Source organism: Leptogranulimonas caecicola, from assembly GCF_023168405.1.
GTDB lineage: Bacteria > Actinomycetota > Coriobacteriia > Coriobacteriales > Atopobiaceae > Leptogranulimonas > Leptogranulimonas caecicola.
The window spans coordinates 784,141-798,129 of record NZ_AP025285.1; the positions used below are offsets into that span (position 1 = coordinate 784,141).

At 55.9% G+C, this 13,989-nt stretch carries 11 protein-coding genes; 7 read left to right on the forward strand and 4 right to left on the reverse strand.

The genetic code is table 11. The features are described 5' to 3' along the window. The first annotated feature begins 108 nt into the window (after window positions 1-108). Both metK and priA read left to right on the forward strand, forming a co-directional pair. Window positions 109-1,386 carry a methionine adenosyltransferase gene (metK, locus tag OR601_RS03440; RefSeq protein WP_136012913.1) on the forward strand — a complete coding sequence of 426 codons (1,278 nt, stop codon included), beginning with the start codon at window positions 109-111 and terminating at the stop codon, window positions 1,384-1,386. 247 nt (window positions 1,387-1,633) lie between these two features. Then, complete coding sequence (priA, locus tag OR601_RS03445; RefSeq protein ID WP_265592212.1) at window positions 1,634-3,934, forward strand: replication restart helicase PriA; 2,301 nt, start codon at window positions 1,634-1,636, stop codon at window positions 3,932-3,934. On the opposite strand, the gene OR601_RS03450 is transcribed toward priA, so the two are convergent. From OR601_RS03450 to OR601_RS03465, 4 genes are all read right to left on the reverse strand, one after another. Continuing rightward, on the reverse strand, window positions 3,927-4,967 hold the full coding sequence (locus tag OR601_RS03450) for an aldo/keto reductase (RefSeq protein WP_265592213.1): 1,041 nt from the start codon (window positions 4,965-4,967) through the stop codon (window positions 3,927-3,929). The genes priA and OR601_RS03450 overlap by 8 nt on opposite strands. 121 nt (window positions 4,968-5,088) lie before the next feature. Further along, on the reverse strand, window positions 5,089-5,394 hold the full coding sequence (locus OR601_RS03455) for a helix-turn-helix domain-containing protein (RefSeq protein ID WP_265592214.1): 306 nt from the start codon (window positions 5,392-5,394) through the stop codon (window positions 5,089-5,091). Window positions 5,395-5,506: 112 nt separating this feature from the next. After that, complete coding sequence (locus OR601_RS03460; protein WP_323373087.1) at window positions 5,507-5,809, reverse strand: Txe/YoeB family addiction module toxin; 303 nt, start codon at window positions 5,807-5,809, stop codon at window positions 5,507-5,509. Then, window positions 5,778-6,059 carry a type II toxin-antitoxin system Phd/YefM family antitoxin gene (locus OR601_RS03465; protein ID WP_136012909.1) on the reverse strand — a complete coding sequence of 94 codons (282 nt, stop codon included), beginning with the start codon at window positions 6,057-6,059 and terminating at the stop codon, window positions 5,778-5,780. Before OR601_RS03465 ends, OR601_RS03460 begins: the two co-directional genes overlap by 32 nt. Window positions 6,060-6,245: 186 nt before the next feature. Between OR601_RS03465 and OR601_RS03470 the strand changes: the two genes are divergently transcribed. The 5 genes from OR601_RS03470 (at window position 6,246) to OR601_RS03490 (ending at window position 13,582) form a co-directional block, all read left to right on the forward strand. After that, on the forward strand, window positions 6,246-6,839 hold the full coding sequence (locus tag OR601_RS03470; RefSeq protein ID WP_136012908.1) for a recombinase family protein: 594 nt from the start codon (window positions 6,246-6,248) through the stop codon (window positions 6,837-6,839). 202 nt (window positions 6,840-7,041) lie between these two features. Then, entirely contained in the window at window positions 7,042-12,015 is a 4,974-nt protein-coding gene (locus tag OR601_RS03475; RefSeq protein ID WP_265592215.1) for a type ISP restriction/modification enzyme, read from the forward strand. A gap of 255 nt (window positions 12,016-12,270) precedes the next feature. Beyond that, window positions 12,271-12,564 carry a hypothetical protein gene (locus OR601_RS03480; protein ID WP_265592216.1) on the forward strand — a complete coding sequence of 98 codons (294 nt, stop codon included), beginning with the start codon at window positions 12,271-12,273 and terminating at the stop codon, window positions 12,562-12,564. Between the two features lie 121 nt (window positions 12,565-12,685). Beyond that, entirely contained in the window at window positions 12,686-12,907 is a 222-nt protein-coding gene (locus OR601_RS03485; RefSeq protein ID WP_265592217.1) for a hypothetical protein, read from the forward strand. Between the two features lie 12 nt (window positions 12,908-12,919). Further along, window positions 12,920-13,582 (forward strand): DUF4357 domain-containing protein, encoded by a 663-nt coding sequence (locus OR601_RS03490; RefSeq protein ID WP_265592218.1) that lies wholly within the window; start codon window positions 12,920-12,922, stop codon window positions 13,580-13,582. The last annotated feature ends 407 nt before the right edge of the window (window positions 13,583-13,989 follow it).

Sequence of the window (13,989 nt, forward strand, 5' to 3'; positions counted from 1 at the left end):
CTGGGTAGTAATGGGGGGACCTTATTTTTTGCGTCCTCACGGCCGGTCATCCTAGGCCGGCTGGTACAGGAGCGCAGCCTAAGTCTTTAAGCTGCAGAAGGAGTAGCAATGGCGAGCAATGTCACCTATTTCACCTCTGAGAGCGTTACAGAGGGCCATCCTGACAAGATTTGCGACCAGGTGTCGGATGCCATCCTCGACGCCATTCTTGCCAAAGAGACTGATCTTCAAAACAAGGGCTATGTGTCTCCTTCGGGCAAGCCGGCAAACGTGGACGACGTGCGTTGCGCCTGCGAGACCTTTGTGACCACCGGTACCGTGCTTGTGGCAGGCGAGATTCGCACCCAAGCCTACGTGGACGTCCAAAAGATCGCCCGCGACGTGATCCGCAACATCGGCTACGACGACCCCAGCTACGGCTTTGATGCAGATACCTGCGGCGTCATCAACATGATCCACGAGCAGTCCCCCGACATCGCCATGGGCGTCGACGAGTCTTTTGCCGCTCAGCGCGGCGAGGCCGAGGAGGACATCGACCGCGTAGGCGCCGGCGACCAGGGCATGATGTTTGGCTATGCCACAGACGAAACCCCGGCCCTTATGCCCATGCCTGCCTATCTGGCCCAAAAGTTGGCCCTGCGCCTGGCAGAGGTGCGCAAGAACGGCACTGTGCCCTATCTGCGCCCCGACGGCAAGACCCAGGTGACCGTCAAATACGAGGACGGCAAGCCTGTGGCGGTGACCGCCATCGTCATCTCCACCCAGCACGATCCTGAGGTGGAGTCCATGGACACCATCCGCAAGGACATGATCGAGCAGGTCATCGAGCCGGTCTTTGCTCAAGACAACATCGACTGGCAGGACGCGGAGATCTTTGTGAACCCCACCGGCCGCTTTGTGGTGGGCGGCCCCATGGGCGACACCGGCCTTACCGGCCGCAAGATCATCGTGGACACCTATGGTGGTATGGGCCGTCACGGCGGCGGCGCCTTCTCCGGCAAGGATGCCACCAAGGTGGACCGCTCCGCTGCCTACGCCGCCCGTTGGGTCGCCAAGAACGTGGTGGCCGCCGGCCTTGCCAATCGCTGCGAGGTGGAGCTGGCCTACGCCATTGGCGTCTCTCGCCCCATCTCCGTGCTGGTGGACACCCATCACACCGGCGTCGTGCCCGACAACGTCATCGAGCAGGCCGTCAAAGAGGTCTTCGACCTTCGCCCCGGCGCCATCATTCGCGACCTCAAGCTGCGCCGTCCCATCTTCCAAAAGACTGCCGCCTACGGTCACTTTGGCCGCCAAGACGCAGACTTCACCTGGGAAGACACCAACAAGGTTGAGCAGCTCAAGGACGCCGTCGCAAAGATTGAGGCCGCCCGTCTCGAAGCCTAGTAACCTCGCACCTTAGAATCCGTGCTTCTGCACGTCTCGCCCACAGATATGGGCTAGTCTTTAGACCCCCAAAGCACTCCGGTGACTTGGGGGTCGTTTTGGTTAAGCTGTCAAATCGCGTACCAAGGGCTCTTGGCTATTCTGGAATTCCAAGATGCCGAGAAACCCGCGCCTTCGCCACCTGCACTGCTTCAGCTGTTGAGTTGGCGCTAATAAGACCTGCGATCCCCTGCGAGAGGAAACGTTTGTGGCCCAGTATGCCTCCATAGTGCTCGACATCCCCACAAGGGCTCTGACCAGCACCTATGACTATCGTGTCCCAGAAGGGCTGGGGTCTCAGGTGCAGGTGGGTTCCACGGTGTTGGTGACGTTTTCTGGCCGTGCAGCGGTGGGCTATGTCACAAACCTGTCAGACCAGGTGAGCCCCGGCGTCAATCCTGGCAAGCTACGCGATATCGAGAGCGTGCTTGCGAGCCCGGCATTCGATCAGACGGCGGCCCAGGTCGCGCTCTGGATGGCTCAGGAGTATGCCGCTCCTCCTTCGGCCTGCCTGCGGCTGCTGTTGCCGCCAGGACAGACGGTGAAGGTGCATAAGAGTCAGGAAGGCGGTCCTTGGGAGCTCATCAATGAGCAGGTGAGCGCCCCTGATGCCCGCTGGGTAAGTTTGACCAATGATGGCAACGACTTCACCCCGCGCAAAAATGCCAGCCGCCAAAGAGAAGTGTTGGCAGCTTTGGCAGAGGGTCCCCAGCGCTTGGCAGACCTTAAAGCTTTGATTCCTGGAGCCGCCAGCGTGGTGACCAACCTGGCCAAGCGCGGCGTGGTAGCTGTAGAAACTCGCACTTATGCTCGCGGAATGCAAACCACTACGCTCTCCAGTGCCAAAGCGTTGCGACCTGCAGCGCTTACCCAAGGCCAGCAGCAGGCCGTCGCAGCCATAGAAGAGGCTCGCCAAAGCGCCAATGGGGACGTGGTGCTGGTAGACGGCGTCACAGGCTCCGGCAAAACCGAGGTCTATCTCCAGGCCATCGAGTCCACCTTAGCCGCAGGCCAGGGCGCCATCGTGCTGGTCCCCGAGATCTCGCTAACCGCCCAAACCGTAGGCCGCTTCCGCAGCCGCTTTGGCGACCGAGTGTCCATCTTGCACTCTAGACTCTCGGTAGGGGAGCGCCGCGATCAGTGGGAGCGGTTGCGCACTGGCGAAGCCCAGGTGGCGGTAGGTGCTCGATCGGCGCTTTTTGCACCCATCCATAATTTGGGTCTCATTGTGGTGGACGAGGAACACGAGCATTCCTACAAGCAAGATCAAGCCCCTCGTTACCAAGCCCGCGATGTGGCAGCCCAGATGGCCCGTGAGCGTGGAGCAGCCCTCGTTTTGGGCAGCGCCACTCTCTCTATGGAGGCCATCCAGCGTGCCCAAGAAGGCGGCTGGCGTGGCGCCCGTTGGACGCGCGTGGCCATGGAGGAGCGCCCAGGCACCTCCCAGCTTCCCAGCGTGCGCATCGTAGATATGCGCACTGAGGGCGCCAAGGGAGACGGCTCGCCCTTTTCGCCCACCTTGGCTGCAGCGCTCAAGGCCAACTACCAAGCCAAACGCAAATCGGTGCTGCTGCTCAATCGCCGAGGCTTTGCCAGCTTCCTCATGTGCCAAGACTGCGGCTGCGTTCCCGAGTGCCCCCACTGCTCCACAGCGCTTACCTATCACGAGCGCACCCATGAGCTGGTGTGCCACAGCTGCGGGTCCAGCTGGTCCATCAACGCCTATCCCAATCCCTACACCCACTGCCCTTCCTGCGGCAGCCGCTACCTGGCCGCCTATGGCGTGGGCACTCAGCGGGTGGAAGACGAGCTTGCGCAGCTTTTGCCCGGCGCCCCCATCATTCGCATGGATGCCGACACCACCAAAACCAAAGGTGCCCATCAGGCGCTGCTGGAAGAGTTCGACGCAGCAGAGGGCGCCGTGCTCATTGGCACCCAGATGATCGCCAAAGGCCTCGACTTCCCCGAGGTCACTCTGGTGGGCGTCATCAATGCCGACACTACTTTGAAGCTTCCCGACTTCCGCGCCGGCGAGCGCACCTACGACCTATTAGAACAGGTGGCTGGGCGCGCCGGCCGCGGCCAGGAAGCCGGACAGGTGATCGTTCAAACCTACTGGCCTACCCACCCTGCCATTACCTCGGTGGCAAGCCATGACCGCTATGGGTTCCGCTCATGGGAGCTGGCCCAGCGCCAAGAGGCCAGCTATCCGCCCTTCGCCCGCCTAGGAAACATCACGGTTTCTGGCACCAACGGCCGTCATGTACAGCAGGAGGTGCAAGACATCGCTGCTCAGTTACGCCAACGCACCCGAGATCTCGCTGGCTGGCAGATCCTCGGCCCTACCGAATGCGTAAAGGCCAAGGTCAAAGACCGCTACCGATTCCACGTGCTCATCAAAGCTCCTGCCACCGCAACCCTTGGCCCACTGCTGGCCGAGACCTGTGCGGCAGTGAACACCAAAGGTGTTTCTGTAGCTATCGACGTGGACCCCTACGACTTTATGTAGTCAGCCTTGTAGGATTAGTCTCCTCATTGGCATAGAGTGCCATGATGTCCTCGTCGGTACGATTGCCATGAACCTCGATGACTGCCAGCGCATTATCAAGCGCTTCAAGCTCGCTGGCGCTCAACCTTACTACCGCGGCCCCCAGGTTTTCTTGCAACCTGTCTAGTCTGCGTGCTCCAGGGATTGGCACTACAAAGTCATGGCGGTCGAGCATCCATGCCAGGGCAATCTGGGCCTTTGTTGCGCCCTTCTTAGCCGCCACTTGATCCAGCAGCTCCAGCAACGGCTCATTAGCCTCCATGTTTGCTTTGTTATAGCGCGTGATGCCACGGCGCACATCGTCACCCAAGTATTCAGATTGCTCTTTGGGTGCATACTTACCCGATAAGAACCCTCCGCTCATTGGGGAGAAGGCCACAAAGCCGATGCCCAGCTGCCCACAAAGCGGAATCACTTCACTCTCAAACATGCGCTCCATCATGGAGTGTTCACTCTGAACCGCCGTAAGCGGACAGGCTCCATAGCCTCGCTTGATCTCCTCGGGAGTCGACTGCGATTGGCCCCAGCCATGAATCAGACCTTCATCAATCAAACGCCCCATCACCTCGGCCACAGCCTCAGGGGTAATGGTGTGATTCATCCGATGCTGATAGTACAAATCGACATAATCTGTCGCCAAGCGCTTCAGCGAAGCCTCCAAATGCTCGCGCACCACACCATAGAGATCATATTTCGCACGACTATCCATCGCAGTCTCTGGAATATGCAGCTTGGTTGCCAGCACAACCTCAGACCTAAAAGGTGCCACCGCTTCGCCTACCAGGCGCTCGTTGTGACCGCTGCCATAGCCCTCGGCAGTATCAAAAAAGCTGTAGCCCATAGCATGGGCGCGGCGGATAAGATCCACCGACTTGTCCCAGTCTGGTCCAGGCCCATAACCATGGCTAAACCCCATGCAGCCTAAGCCCACTGCAGAGACTTCAAGAGGACAAGTAGCGCCAACACCCAGCGTGCGAGAAGGAACCTGCACCATAAGTGCCTCCTGTGCCTGAAAGCCGCCTGATTTGGCCCTAGTTTAATCACGCATCAAATATGATCTGCTTCTCATTCAGCACGCTCGCAAAAAGCTCCTGTTCACGTAAGGAAATGCTTAACTACTTCGGCCTCCTCACCCTCTGCGGCAGACTTTGAGGCGCTCTTGCCCGTCTATAATCCGTCTCATAGGGATTCACTGCATCAATGACATGATCCGTGAGCGCAAAGGCATTGCAAATATTAAGGAGAGTCGCCAAGCTCACCGATGGATCTCCATTCTCTAAACGAGACAACGTAGACCGAGAAACTCCCGCCATATCAGCAAGTTCATCTGAAGTAATGGTCTGAAGTCTTCGCCAATCGCGTATGGATTGCCCTATGTCTTTCGCTGCTTGGCGAGTTCTAAAGGGAAGAGCTCGTTTCATGATCTACCTAACGTCGCGAATATGATACGGAATCAAGGTAGGTGTATCAAATAAACGACGTAAAAGGCGTGCCCATAAAGTATGGCCGCTAGGTTGGGAAAAGATTATCTCGCTAATAATGGTCGCGTAAAGAGAGGAAAAGCACGTAATCATCCTCAGGCTTATACACCAGACGGTTTTTATGATCAATTCGCCTAGACCACAAGCCCGATAAGTCTCCTTTTAGTGGCTCCGGTTTTCCTATGCCTTCGAAAGGAGTTCGACATATTTCTTCTACTAATCGATTAATTCTTCGCAATGTGGCTTTATCACCTGCTTGCCAAGAAAGATAATCTTCCCAAGAATCAGTCGTCCAAACTTTGTGGCGTCCTTTCTGACTACTCCTATTCACAGACATTTGAGATATCCATATCATCAATTAAGTCATGAATAAATACATCTCCTGATGCAGCCGAGGCTACTCCTTTGAGTATTTTCTGATGAAGCTCTGGATTCTCGTAGATTCTTAACGTTTCCATGAGGGAGTCGTATTCAGAAGCATTCATTACTACGACATTTGAAGTCGGATCTTGGCTCGTGACGAGTATCTCGCAGGCATCATCACGAGTCTTATCAAGGTATTCCCGCAAATTGCGTCGAAACCCTGAGTAGCTTACACATTCCATATATAACCTCCTATATGTATACTGCTTATATTGTACCAATATATGTACAACATTTCACCTTTATCATGTGAACCTCAATCCAAGTCTATAAAATAGAACAAATGTACGCTATACTAAGTATCACCTCCTCCCCAGGATTGGTTTTCAGGCCAATCCAGCCTCTTAGTGCTCGTAGGGGAGGGCTGTATGGCTTCGCGTTTATTTGGCTATGCTCGTGTTTCTGCTGCAGATCAAAACCTTGATAGGCAGCTCGATACTTTTTCTAAACTGGATCTTGATGAGATAGTCACAGACAAGGCCAGTGGAAAGAACTTCGATCGTCCAGGGTGGCGCTCTCTAATACGGAGACTTAAACCAGGTGATGTGTTGTACGTCGCCAGTATCGATCGTCTTGGTCGCAATTACGATGAAATTCTGAGTGTTTGGCAGGATCTCACCCATGAGCGAGGTGTGGACGTGGTGGTGTTAGACATGCCTTTGCTAGATACACGTAATACCGTTGGTGGTCTCACGGGTAATTTCTTGTCCAATATTGTTTTGCAATTACTTGCATACGTTGCTCAAATGGAGCGAGATAAGATTCGCGAACGCCAAGCCCAAGGCATCGCTGCTGCTCGGGCTCGTGGCAAACATTTGGGGAGGCCTCGAATAGAGCAACCACCCACTTATACATTTGTCAAAAATGCCTTTGACCAAGGGGAGATAACTCGCAAAGAAGCCGCCCAGCAATTAGGAGTGAGTCTTTCTACCTTTGATAGCTGGCGACGCCAAGAAGCTTAATAGGATTAGATGTGGAGGTAGGGTTTCTGCGACCTACCGAAAGGTGTGCCTTTTAAATACCTCTCCCCACACCTTTTTTAGAGACCTCTTGCCACGCAAACTGCAGTTGAATACATGAATTATCACATTGATTAGCTTCGCTGGAAAGGCACACCTTTTCAAGGCCTAGGCTTCCTGCCGCGCCTGTTCAAAGGGCGAATAAGTGGGAGAGAGCCAAGAAAATCTCACGGTCAATGAGGTGTTCGAGCGCATTGTTACCCAGTCCCTCAACAAAAGGGAGCAGGGTACTGCCTGGGAGCGGGCAGTTAAGTTCTACTTCGAAAACGACCCGACTTACCAGGACAAATTCTCCCATGTGTGGATGTGGGAGGATGCTCCGACCAATCCAGGCAGGCAAGACACAGGCATCGATCTTGTAGCCCAGGATGCGACTACTGGTGAGTACTGGGCAATTCAGGCCAAGTGCTACACCTCCAAAACCCTTTCAGAAGGCGATGTGTCGACGTTCTTCATGAACGCCACTGAGGATACCTATGCCTACAGGGTCCTGGTTGACACCGCCCCAAAGCTCACTAGGAACCTCGAAGAGTTCATCTGCACTCATGAGTCTGTTTATCGAATTGGCTTGGATGTCATCAAGAAGTCCAACTTGCCTTGGCAGGATTTTTGGACTCATGGAATGCACCTTACCTGCGAGGAAGTGCAGGGGGCGCGTAAGCGACTGATTTTTGATCCACTTCCTCACCAGCGTAAAGCTATTAATGCTGTAAAGGCAGAGCTTCAAGAAGCTGACCGCACAACCCTTGTCATGGCCTGCGGCACCGGTAAAACGCTCACCGCTTTGCGTTTCTCTGAGGAGTTCGTCCCCGGCGGCACGGTGCTCTTCCTTGCTCCGTCCATCAGCTTGGTGGCTCAATCCATGCGTGATTGGGCTCAGCAGGTGAGAGGCAAGCTGCGCGTTTGGGTGGTGTGCTCAGATCCTAAGGCATCCAAGCTTGGCAAGGATAAGCAAGACGAGACTGAGGCTCTCGAGTCTTATGGATCTCTCTCTCAGGTTCCTTATCCTGCGACCACTAACCCAAAGCTTCTAGAAGGGCAATTTGCTCCTGACCCCGACGCGCTCAATGTCATTTTCTCCACCTATCAATCCATCGATGTCATCCATCGAGCCCAGGAACTCGGACTTCCTGTCTTTGACCTGATCATCTGTGACGAGGCTCATCGCACCACTGGCCGCATGCATGGCGAGAGCGGCAGGGAAGACGAGACCTCCTTTGTGCGCGTTCACGATAACCAATGGATAGCTGCAGTCAAGCGCCTCTATATGACGGCTACTCCGCGTGTCTATGAGACGCGTGACGAGACGCTGCCTGGCACAAAGAAAGTTTCTGACGGCCTCATTGCTTCCATGAATAACCCCGAGGTTTATGGCCGCATCTGTCATCGCCTCTCCTTTGGAGCGGCTGTCGATCAAGGGCTGCTCACTGACTACAAGCTCGTGGTTATGCAAATCGACCAGTCGATGCTGCCTCAGTCGATCTTGCTCTATGCGATGAGCAACGCCAATGAGATCGACGTGCCCGATGCTGCTCGATTCCTGGGTGTGTGGAAAGCGCTGTTTGACCGCACTCACGCTGGCGGCGTCATGGATCTGGAGGGCGCAGACAGCGGCCAGGATGATGCTCAGCGCGTACTGCATCATGCCATCGCGTTTGCCGCTAATATCTCGGCTTCCAAACTGCTCTCCAACGAGTTCCAGCACGTTGTTGACGCTTATCTCCAAGGCACGGAGCCAGCTCTGGCGCTTCCGGCTGATGCCAGACATGTACGCATTGATGTGAAGCACGTCGACGGCACTATGACTGCTCCTCAGCGGGCCGAGCTTTTGGATTGGCTTGCCGAGAAGGACGACGAAGACACTTGCCATGTCCTCTCCAATGCCCGCTGTCTTGCAGAAGGCATCGACGTTCCAGATCTCGATGCCGTCATCTACCTCTCTAAACGCCGCAGCAAGGTCGACATCATCCAGTCTGTGGGCCGTGTCATGCGTACTTCTCCCGGTAAGAAGTACGGCTACATCATCATTCCAATATTTGTGCCGGAGGGCACCGATCCGGGCACCGCGCTTTCTTCCAGCCGTGAGTATGGGCGTATCTGGGACGTGGTCTCAGCCCTTCGCTCCCATGACGAGCGCCTGAATGCCAAGATCAACTCCGCCTCCCTCGGTGATTCTGAGCCGTTAAAGAAGGTAGTTGAGTTCGAGGTCCTAGATTCCTCACGTCTCAACAAGGCCAAGAATATCCCTCATCGCACTCATCCTATTGGCGAGGATGCCCATGATGAGGACCGCGAGCCAAGCGGAAGCCATGATCAGGGCGACTCTGGACAGTCCCAGCTCATCCTTGGCGACAACGACGAGTCTCTTCAAAAGATGGCTCGTGCCATCCGCGCTCAGATTGTTCGCAAGTGCGGTACCAAGATCTATTGGAGCGAGTGGAGCAGCGACGTCGGGGCCGTCACCCGGGCCCGGGCCGAACAGATCCGCTCCCTCGTGGCCGCGCCCGGCCGGGCCGCGGACGCCTTCGGCGAGTTCCTTACCGGCCTCCGCGACACCCTGAACCCCGACTACGAGGCGGACCACGCTGTCGACGTGCTGGCCCAGCACGAGGTGACGCGCCCTATCTTCGACGCCCTGTTCAACCAGGACCAGGTGCGCGAGGGCAACCCCATCGTGGCGGGCATCGAGCGTGCCCTGGCGGCCCTCTACGACGCGGGCCTCGAGTCGTCGCTGGACAGCCCCGAGCTCACAGACCTCTACTCCCAGGTGCGCGTCATCGCCTCCCAGGTGCAGAGCGACACGGCCAAGCAGAACCTCATCAAGGAGCTCTACAACGACTTCTTCGCCGCGGCGTTCAAGGACACCGCCGACGAGCTGGGTATCGTCTACACGCCCGTGGAGGTGGTGGACGCCCAGCTCCACATGGTCCAGAGGGCTCTGCAGCGGGAATTCGGCGAGAGTCTCGGGGACCGCGGTGTGCATATCCTTGACGGTTTTGCAGGCACCGGCACCTACTTGAGCCGACTCATCGAGGACCCCACGCTCATCCCCGACGATGACCTGCCCTACAAGTACGACCACGACCTGCACTCCAACGAGATCGTGCCCCTGGCCGCCACCATCATGGACATCAACATCGAGCAGTCCTACCACGCGCGCATGGGCGGCGCCTACCGGCCGTTCCTCGGGGCGCTCCTCTGCGACACGTTCCAGCTGGGCGAGGAGGACAACGTCATTGACCGGCGCACGTTTTTGGAGAACAGCGACCGCATAGAGGAGCAGGTGGCCACCGACATCACGGTGATCGTGGGCAACCCGCCGTACCGGGCGGGCGACAAGGGCAACACCGGCAACCAGAACGCGAAGTACAGGACGTTGGACGGGCGCATCGAGTCCACCTATGCGGCGAGGACGACGGCGACGTTGAAGAACTCGCTCTACGACCACTACATCCGCGCCTTCCGCTGGGCGAGCGACCGCATCGGCGACTCGGGTATCGTCTGCTTCGTCTCCAACGGCGGCTGGCTCAAGGGCGATGCCGCCGCGGGCGTGCGCAGGTGCTTCTGCGAGGAGTTCAACTCCATCTACGTGTACAACCTGCGGGGCAACCAGCGCACCCAGGGCGAGGAGTCGCGTCGTGAGGGCGGCAAGATCTTCGACTCCGGCTCCCGCGCGACCGTCGCCATCACGCTCCTGGCCAAGAACCCTGCGTCGAATGAGCGTGGCGTCATCCGCTACTGCGACATCGGTGACTACCTCTCCCGTCAGGAGAAGCTCGACATCCTCAAGGACGCCGTCGACGCCGACCCGGAGTGGACCGTCCTGACCCCCGACCGCCACGGCGACTGGCTCGACCAGCGCGACGACTCTTGGTACGAGTTCGCCCCCATGGGTTTAACGAAACAGAAAACACCCCTCGGCATCTTTAATCTTTGGTCTCAGGCCGTACTTACTGCTCGTGATGCGTGGGCGTTTTCATTTGACAGGGGCGAGGTTGTCGGCAATATGGAGCGCCTCATCGCCACGTTCAACGAGGAGACGAGGAGGTTCCAGGAGGCCGGCAGGCCTGGTGACGTCAAGCGGTTCGTGACGGACGACGGGGCGAGGATCAAGTGGACTCGCGAGCTTTATTCAAGTGCCTCCCTGGGAAGATTCGGGACATTTGATGAGTCCCATTTGTATCCATCGCTTTATCGCCCGTTCTGCAAGCAATGGCTCTACATGGACTCGCAGTTCAACAACTGCGTCTACCTGCAGCCCAGGCTCTTCCCGAGCCCGGAGGTCGAGAACCTCGAGATTTGCATGGTCGGTCCATCTGCCGGTCGCGAGTTCTCTTGTTTGCTTACGAACATCAATCCGGACCATCACATGCAGAGTACTGCCCAGTGCTTCCCCCTCTACTGGTACGACGAGCCGTCGAGCGACGGGCTTCTCGGCAACGCCGAGCCCGTCCGTCACGACACCATCACCGACGAGGCCCTCGCGGTGTTCCACGAGGCCTACGGCGATTCCTCCATCACCAAGGAGGATGTCTTCTTCTATGTCTACGGCGTCCTCCACTCGCGCGAGTACCGCACGCGCTTTGCCAACAACCTCAAGAAGGAGCTGCCTCGCATCCCGCTGGCGGCGGACTTCCGCGCGTTCGAGGAGGCCGGCCGCAAGCTCGGCGAGCTTCATGTGAACTACGAGTCGGTGGAGCCCTGGCCCGTGGAGGAGGTCGGCAGCTCGGAGAACCCCGGGCGGACCGAGAAGATGGCCTGGGGCAAGGTGCGCGACAAGGAGACCGGCAAGCTCGTCAAGGACTTCACCGTCCTCAAGGTGTCCGACAGCCTCACCCTGCGCGGCATCCCCGAGCGTGCCCAGGAGTACGTGGTCAACGGCAAGAGCGCCCTCGGCTGGCTCGTGGACCGCTACAAGGTGACCACGGACAAGAAGAGCGGCATCGTCAATGACCCCAACCTCTACGCGCCGGACAACCCGCGCTACATCGTGGACCTCGTGGAATCGGTCATCACGGTGTCCTTGGAGACGCTGGACATCGTTGACTCCCTGCCGCCCCTGAACGAGCTGCCGCACCCCGCCAACTGGCCGACGGCCTGGAGTATGGACGTAAAGTAAGCGCAGACGTATCAGCTTCGGTTGAGATGAAAGAGGGGTTATATGGAGGATTGAGAACGTAAGGTCAACCGATTCACGGCAATAGCTCAACACTTTCATGCGAATCTGCGGCACACAGTCGAGAAGTGGCGCACTGCCGGATCAGGTGCCCTCGACCTTGTCGAGGTGGACTGTGCTCTGTTTGGTGTGGTTGGGAGCCTCGTCGCGGTTTGCGACACCAGCCCCGACCTCAAGGACGATAAAGAGAATCCGGCTGTGCTTGCACTAAAGTTCGCAAATAACCGTCTGAAGCACGACGGCTCCATCTCTAGGATGACGGCGCCCAAGGACGGATTCGTTCGCTTCGGGTCTCCGTTCGTCAGCCTCATGCCAGACATATTCTGGTTAAACTACCAGGAGTTCAAGGACGAGTGGCGCCACGAGAATCAGTGGGCGGCCTATGGGGAGAAGCTGGCGAACCACGCCGTGTTAAGATCGCTCCTAGCCATAGCCTTCGAGATCGGTGTGGACCTGAGGGATGATGAGCTGGATCAGCAGATCGAATCTTAAAGTCGTCACAGTTCTTGCTCTGAACGGATTGTTTCATGGTCCTAAAGGTGGCTGATAACCTTACCCTCCGCGGCGTCCCTGTGTGCTCAGGATTACGTAATCAACGGCAAAAGCGCCCTCAGTGGCGGCAGATCGTTACAGGGTGAAGGTGGGCAAGAAGAGTGGCGTCATCAACGATATCAACCTTTTTGCGCCGAATAACCTAAATTATATCGTAGACTTTGTGGAGTCTTTCATCACGATATCCTTGAAATCAATGGATATCATGGAATCCCTGCCGCTGCTGAACGAGTATCTCCTTCCGGCTAATTGGCCGGCAGCCTGGGGAATGGGAGCGAAGTAGGAAGGGTTCAAGATGGCCAAAGGTATTATTTATCTAATGAAAACCGTAGTCCCGGGGCTCGTGAAAATTGGTAAAACAGATAATTATAAAGAGCGCATGAAAGAACTTGAACGGAATGGTTATTACAACGTGACAGGTCTTAAGCGCAAATTTGCAATCGAAGTAGAAGACTACGATGAAAAAGAGAAGCTACTCCATGCGTTGTTCTCAAAGGCTCGTGTAGCTGAAAGTGAGCTATTTGCATTGGATGTAGATCTGGCAATGCAGCTGCTGTCTTCCTTTGAAGGTAGGCAAATTTATCCTGAGAATCAAACAAAGGAACAGGTTTTTGATACTGCTACCGAAGCCATCGAAGAACGAGCGATAGTACCCAATGGCTTGTATTGGATGAATCGAAAGGTGAAAGGTGTTGGCGTCATTAAGGCCAAGCTGGAAGTAAAAGATGGAGTATTTCGCGTACTAAAAGGGAGTGACTGCTGCGCCAAGGGACATGGCAGAAAGACTCCTGCTATCCTCAATGATGTGCTTATAGAAAATGATGTTCTACAGCAAGACGTAGTGGTTTCTTCGCTCTCTGCTGCTGCAGAAGTAGTCCTTGGTGGGTCTGTCAACGGGTGGGAAGTGTGGAGGACAGAGCAGGGTGTTGTGCTTAAAAAAGTGAGAGACAATAATTAAGAAATAATCTGAAACATCAATAATGGATACATCAAAATTAATTGCAAAAAGCTCAAAAACAGAAAGTTTAGGAATACGCCCCCTGACTTCCCGGTTGATTCAATAAAGCGCTATCTAAGTAAATCAGTTTGGTCTGAGTGGAAGGTATCTGGGATTCTGTCATTCTTTACAATTTCAGTCACAAAATCCGAAATAAGTGCTTCGAGGGTAGTTCCAGCCTTTATGGCAATGGCCTCAGTTTTATCACGAACCTGCTCATCAACTACTTCCGAAACAACTACAGTAGCCTCGATGTACCTCCTCGTTTATGAAACGATAGCAAGATAAACAGACCTCGAGGGGAAGCAAAGCATAGTTCGACGCTTGAGTTACGAAAACAATTAACTGACTTCTTCTGGTGCCCTCCC

Excerpts from the sequence above, each read along its gene's own strand:
- OR601_RS03460 (WP_323373087.1), bottom strand. The coding sequence starts at position 5,809 with ATGATATGGATATCTCAAATGTCTGTGAATAGGAGTAGTCAGAAAGGA.
- OR601_RS03450 (WP_265592213.1), bottom strand. The coding sequence starts at position 4,967 with ATGGTGCAGGTTCCTTCTCGCACGCTGGGTGTTGGCGCTACTTGTCCT.
- OR601_RS03490 (WP_265592218.1), top strand. The coding sequence starts at position 12,920 with ATGGCCAAAGGTATTATTTATCTAATGAAAACCGTAGTCCCGGGGCTC.
- OR601_RS03470 (WP_136012908.1), top strand. The coding sequence starts at position 6,246 with ATGGCTTCGCGTTTATTTGGCTATGCTCGTGTTTCTGCTGCAGATCAA.
- OR601_RS03465 (WP_136012909.1), bottom strand. The coding sequence starts at position 6,059 with ATGGAATGTGTAAGCTACTCAGGGTTTCGACGCAATTTGCGGGAATAC.
- OR601_RS03455 (WP_265592214.1), bottom strand. The coding sequence starts at position 5,394 with ATGAAACGAGCTCTTCCCTTTAGAACTCGCCAAGCAGCGAAAGACATA.
- metK (WP_136012913.1), top strand. The coding sequence starts at position 109 with ATGGCGAGCAATGTCACCTATTTCACCTCTGAGAGCGTTACAGAGGGC.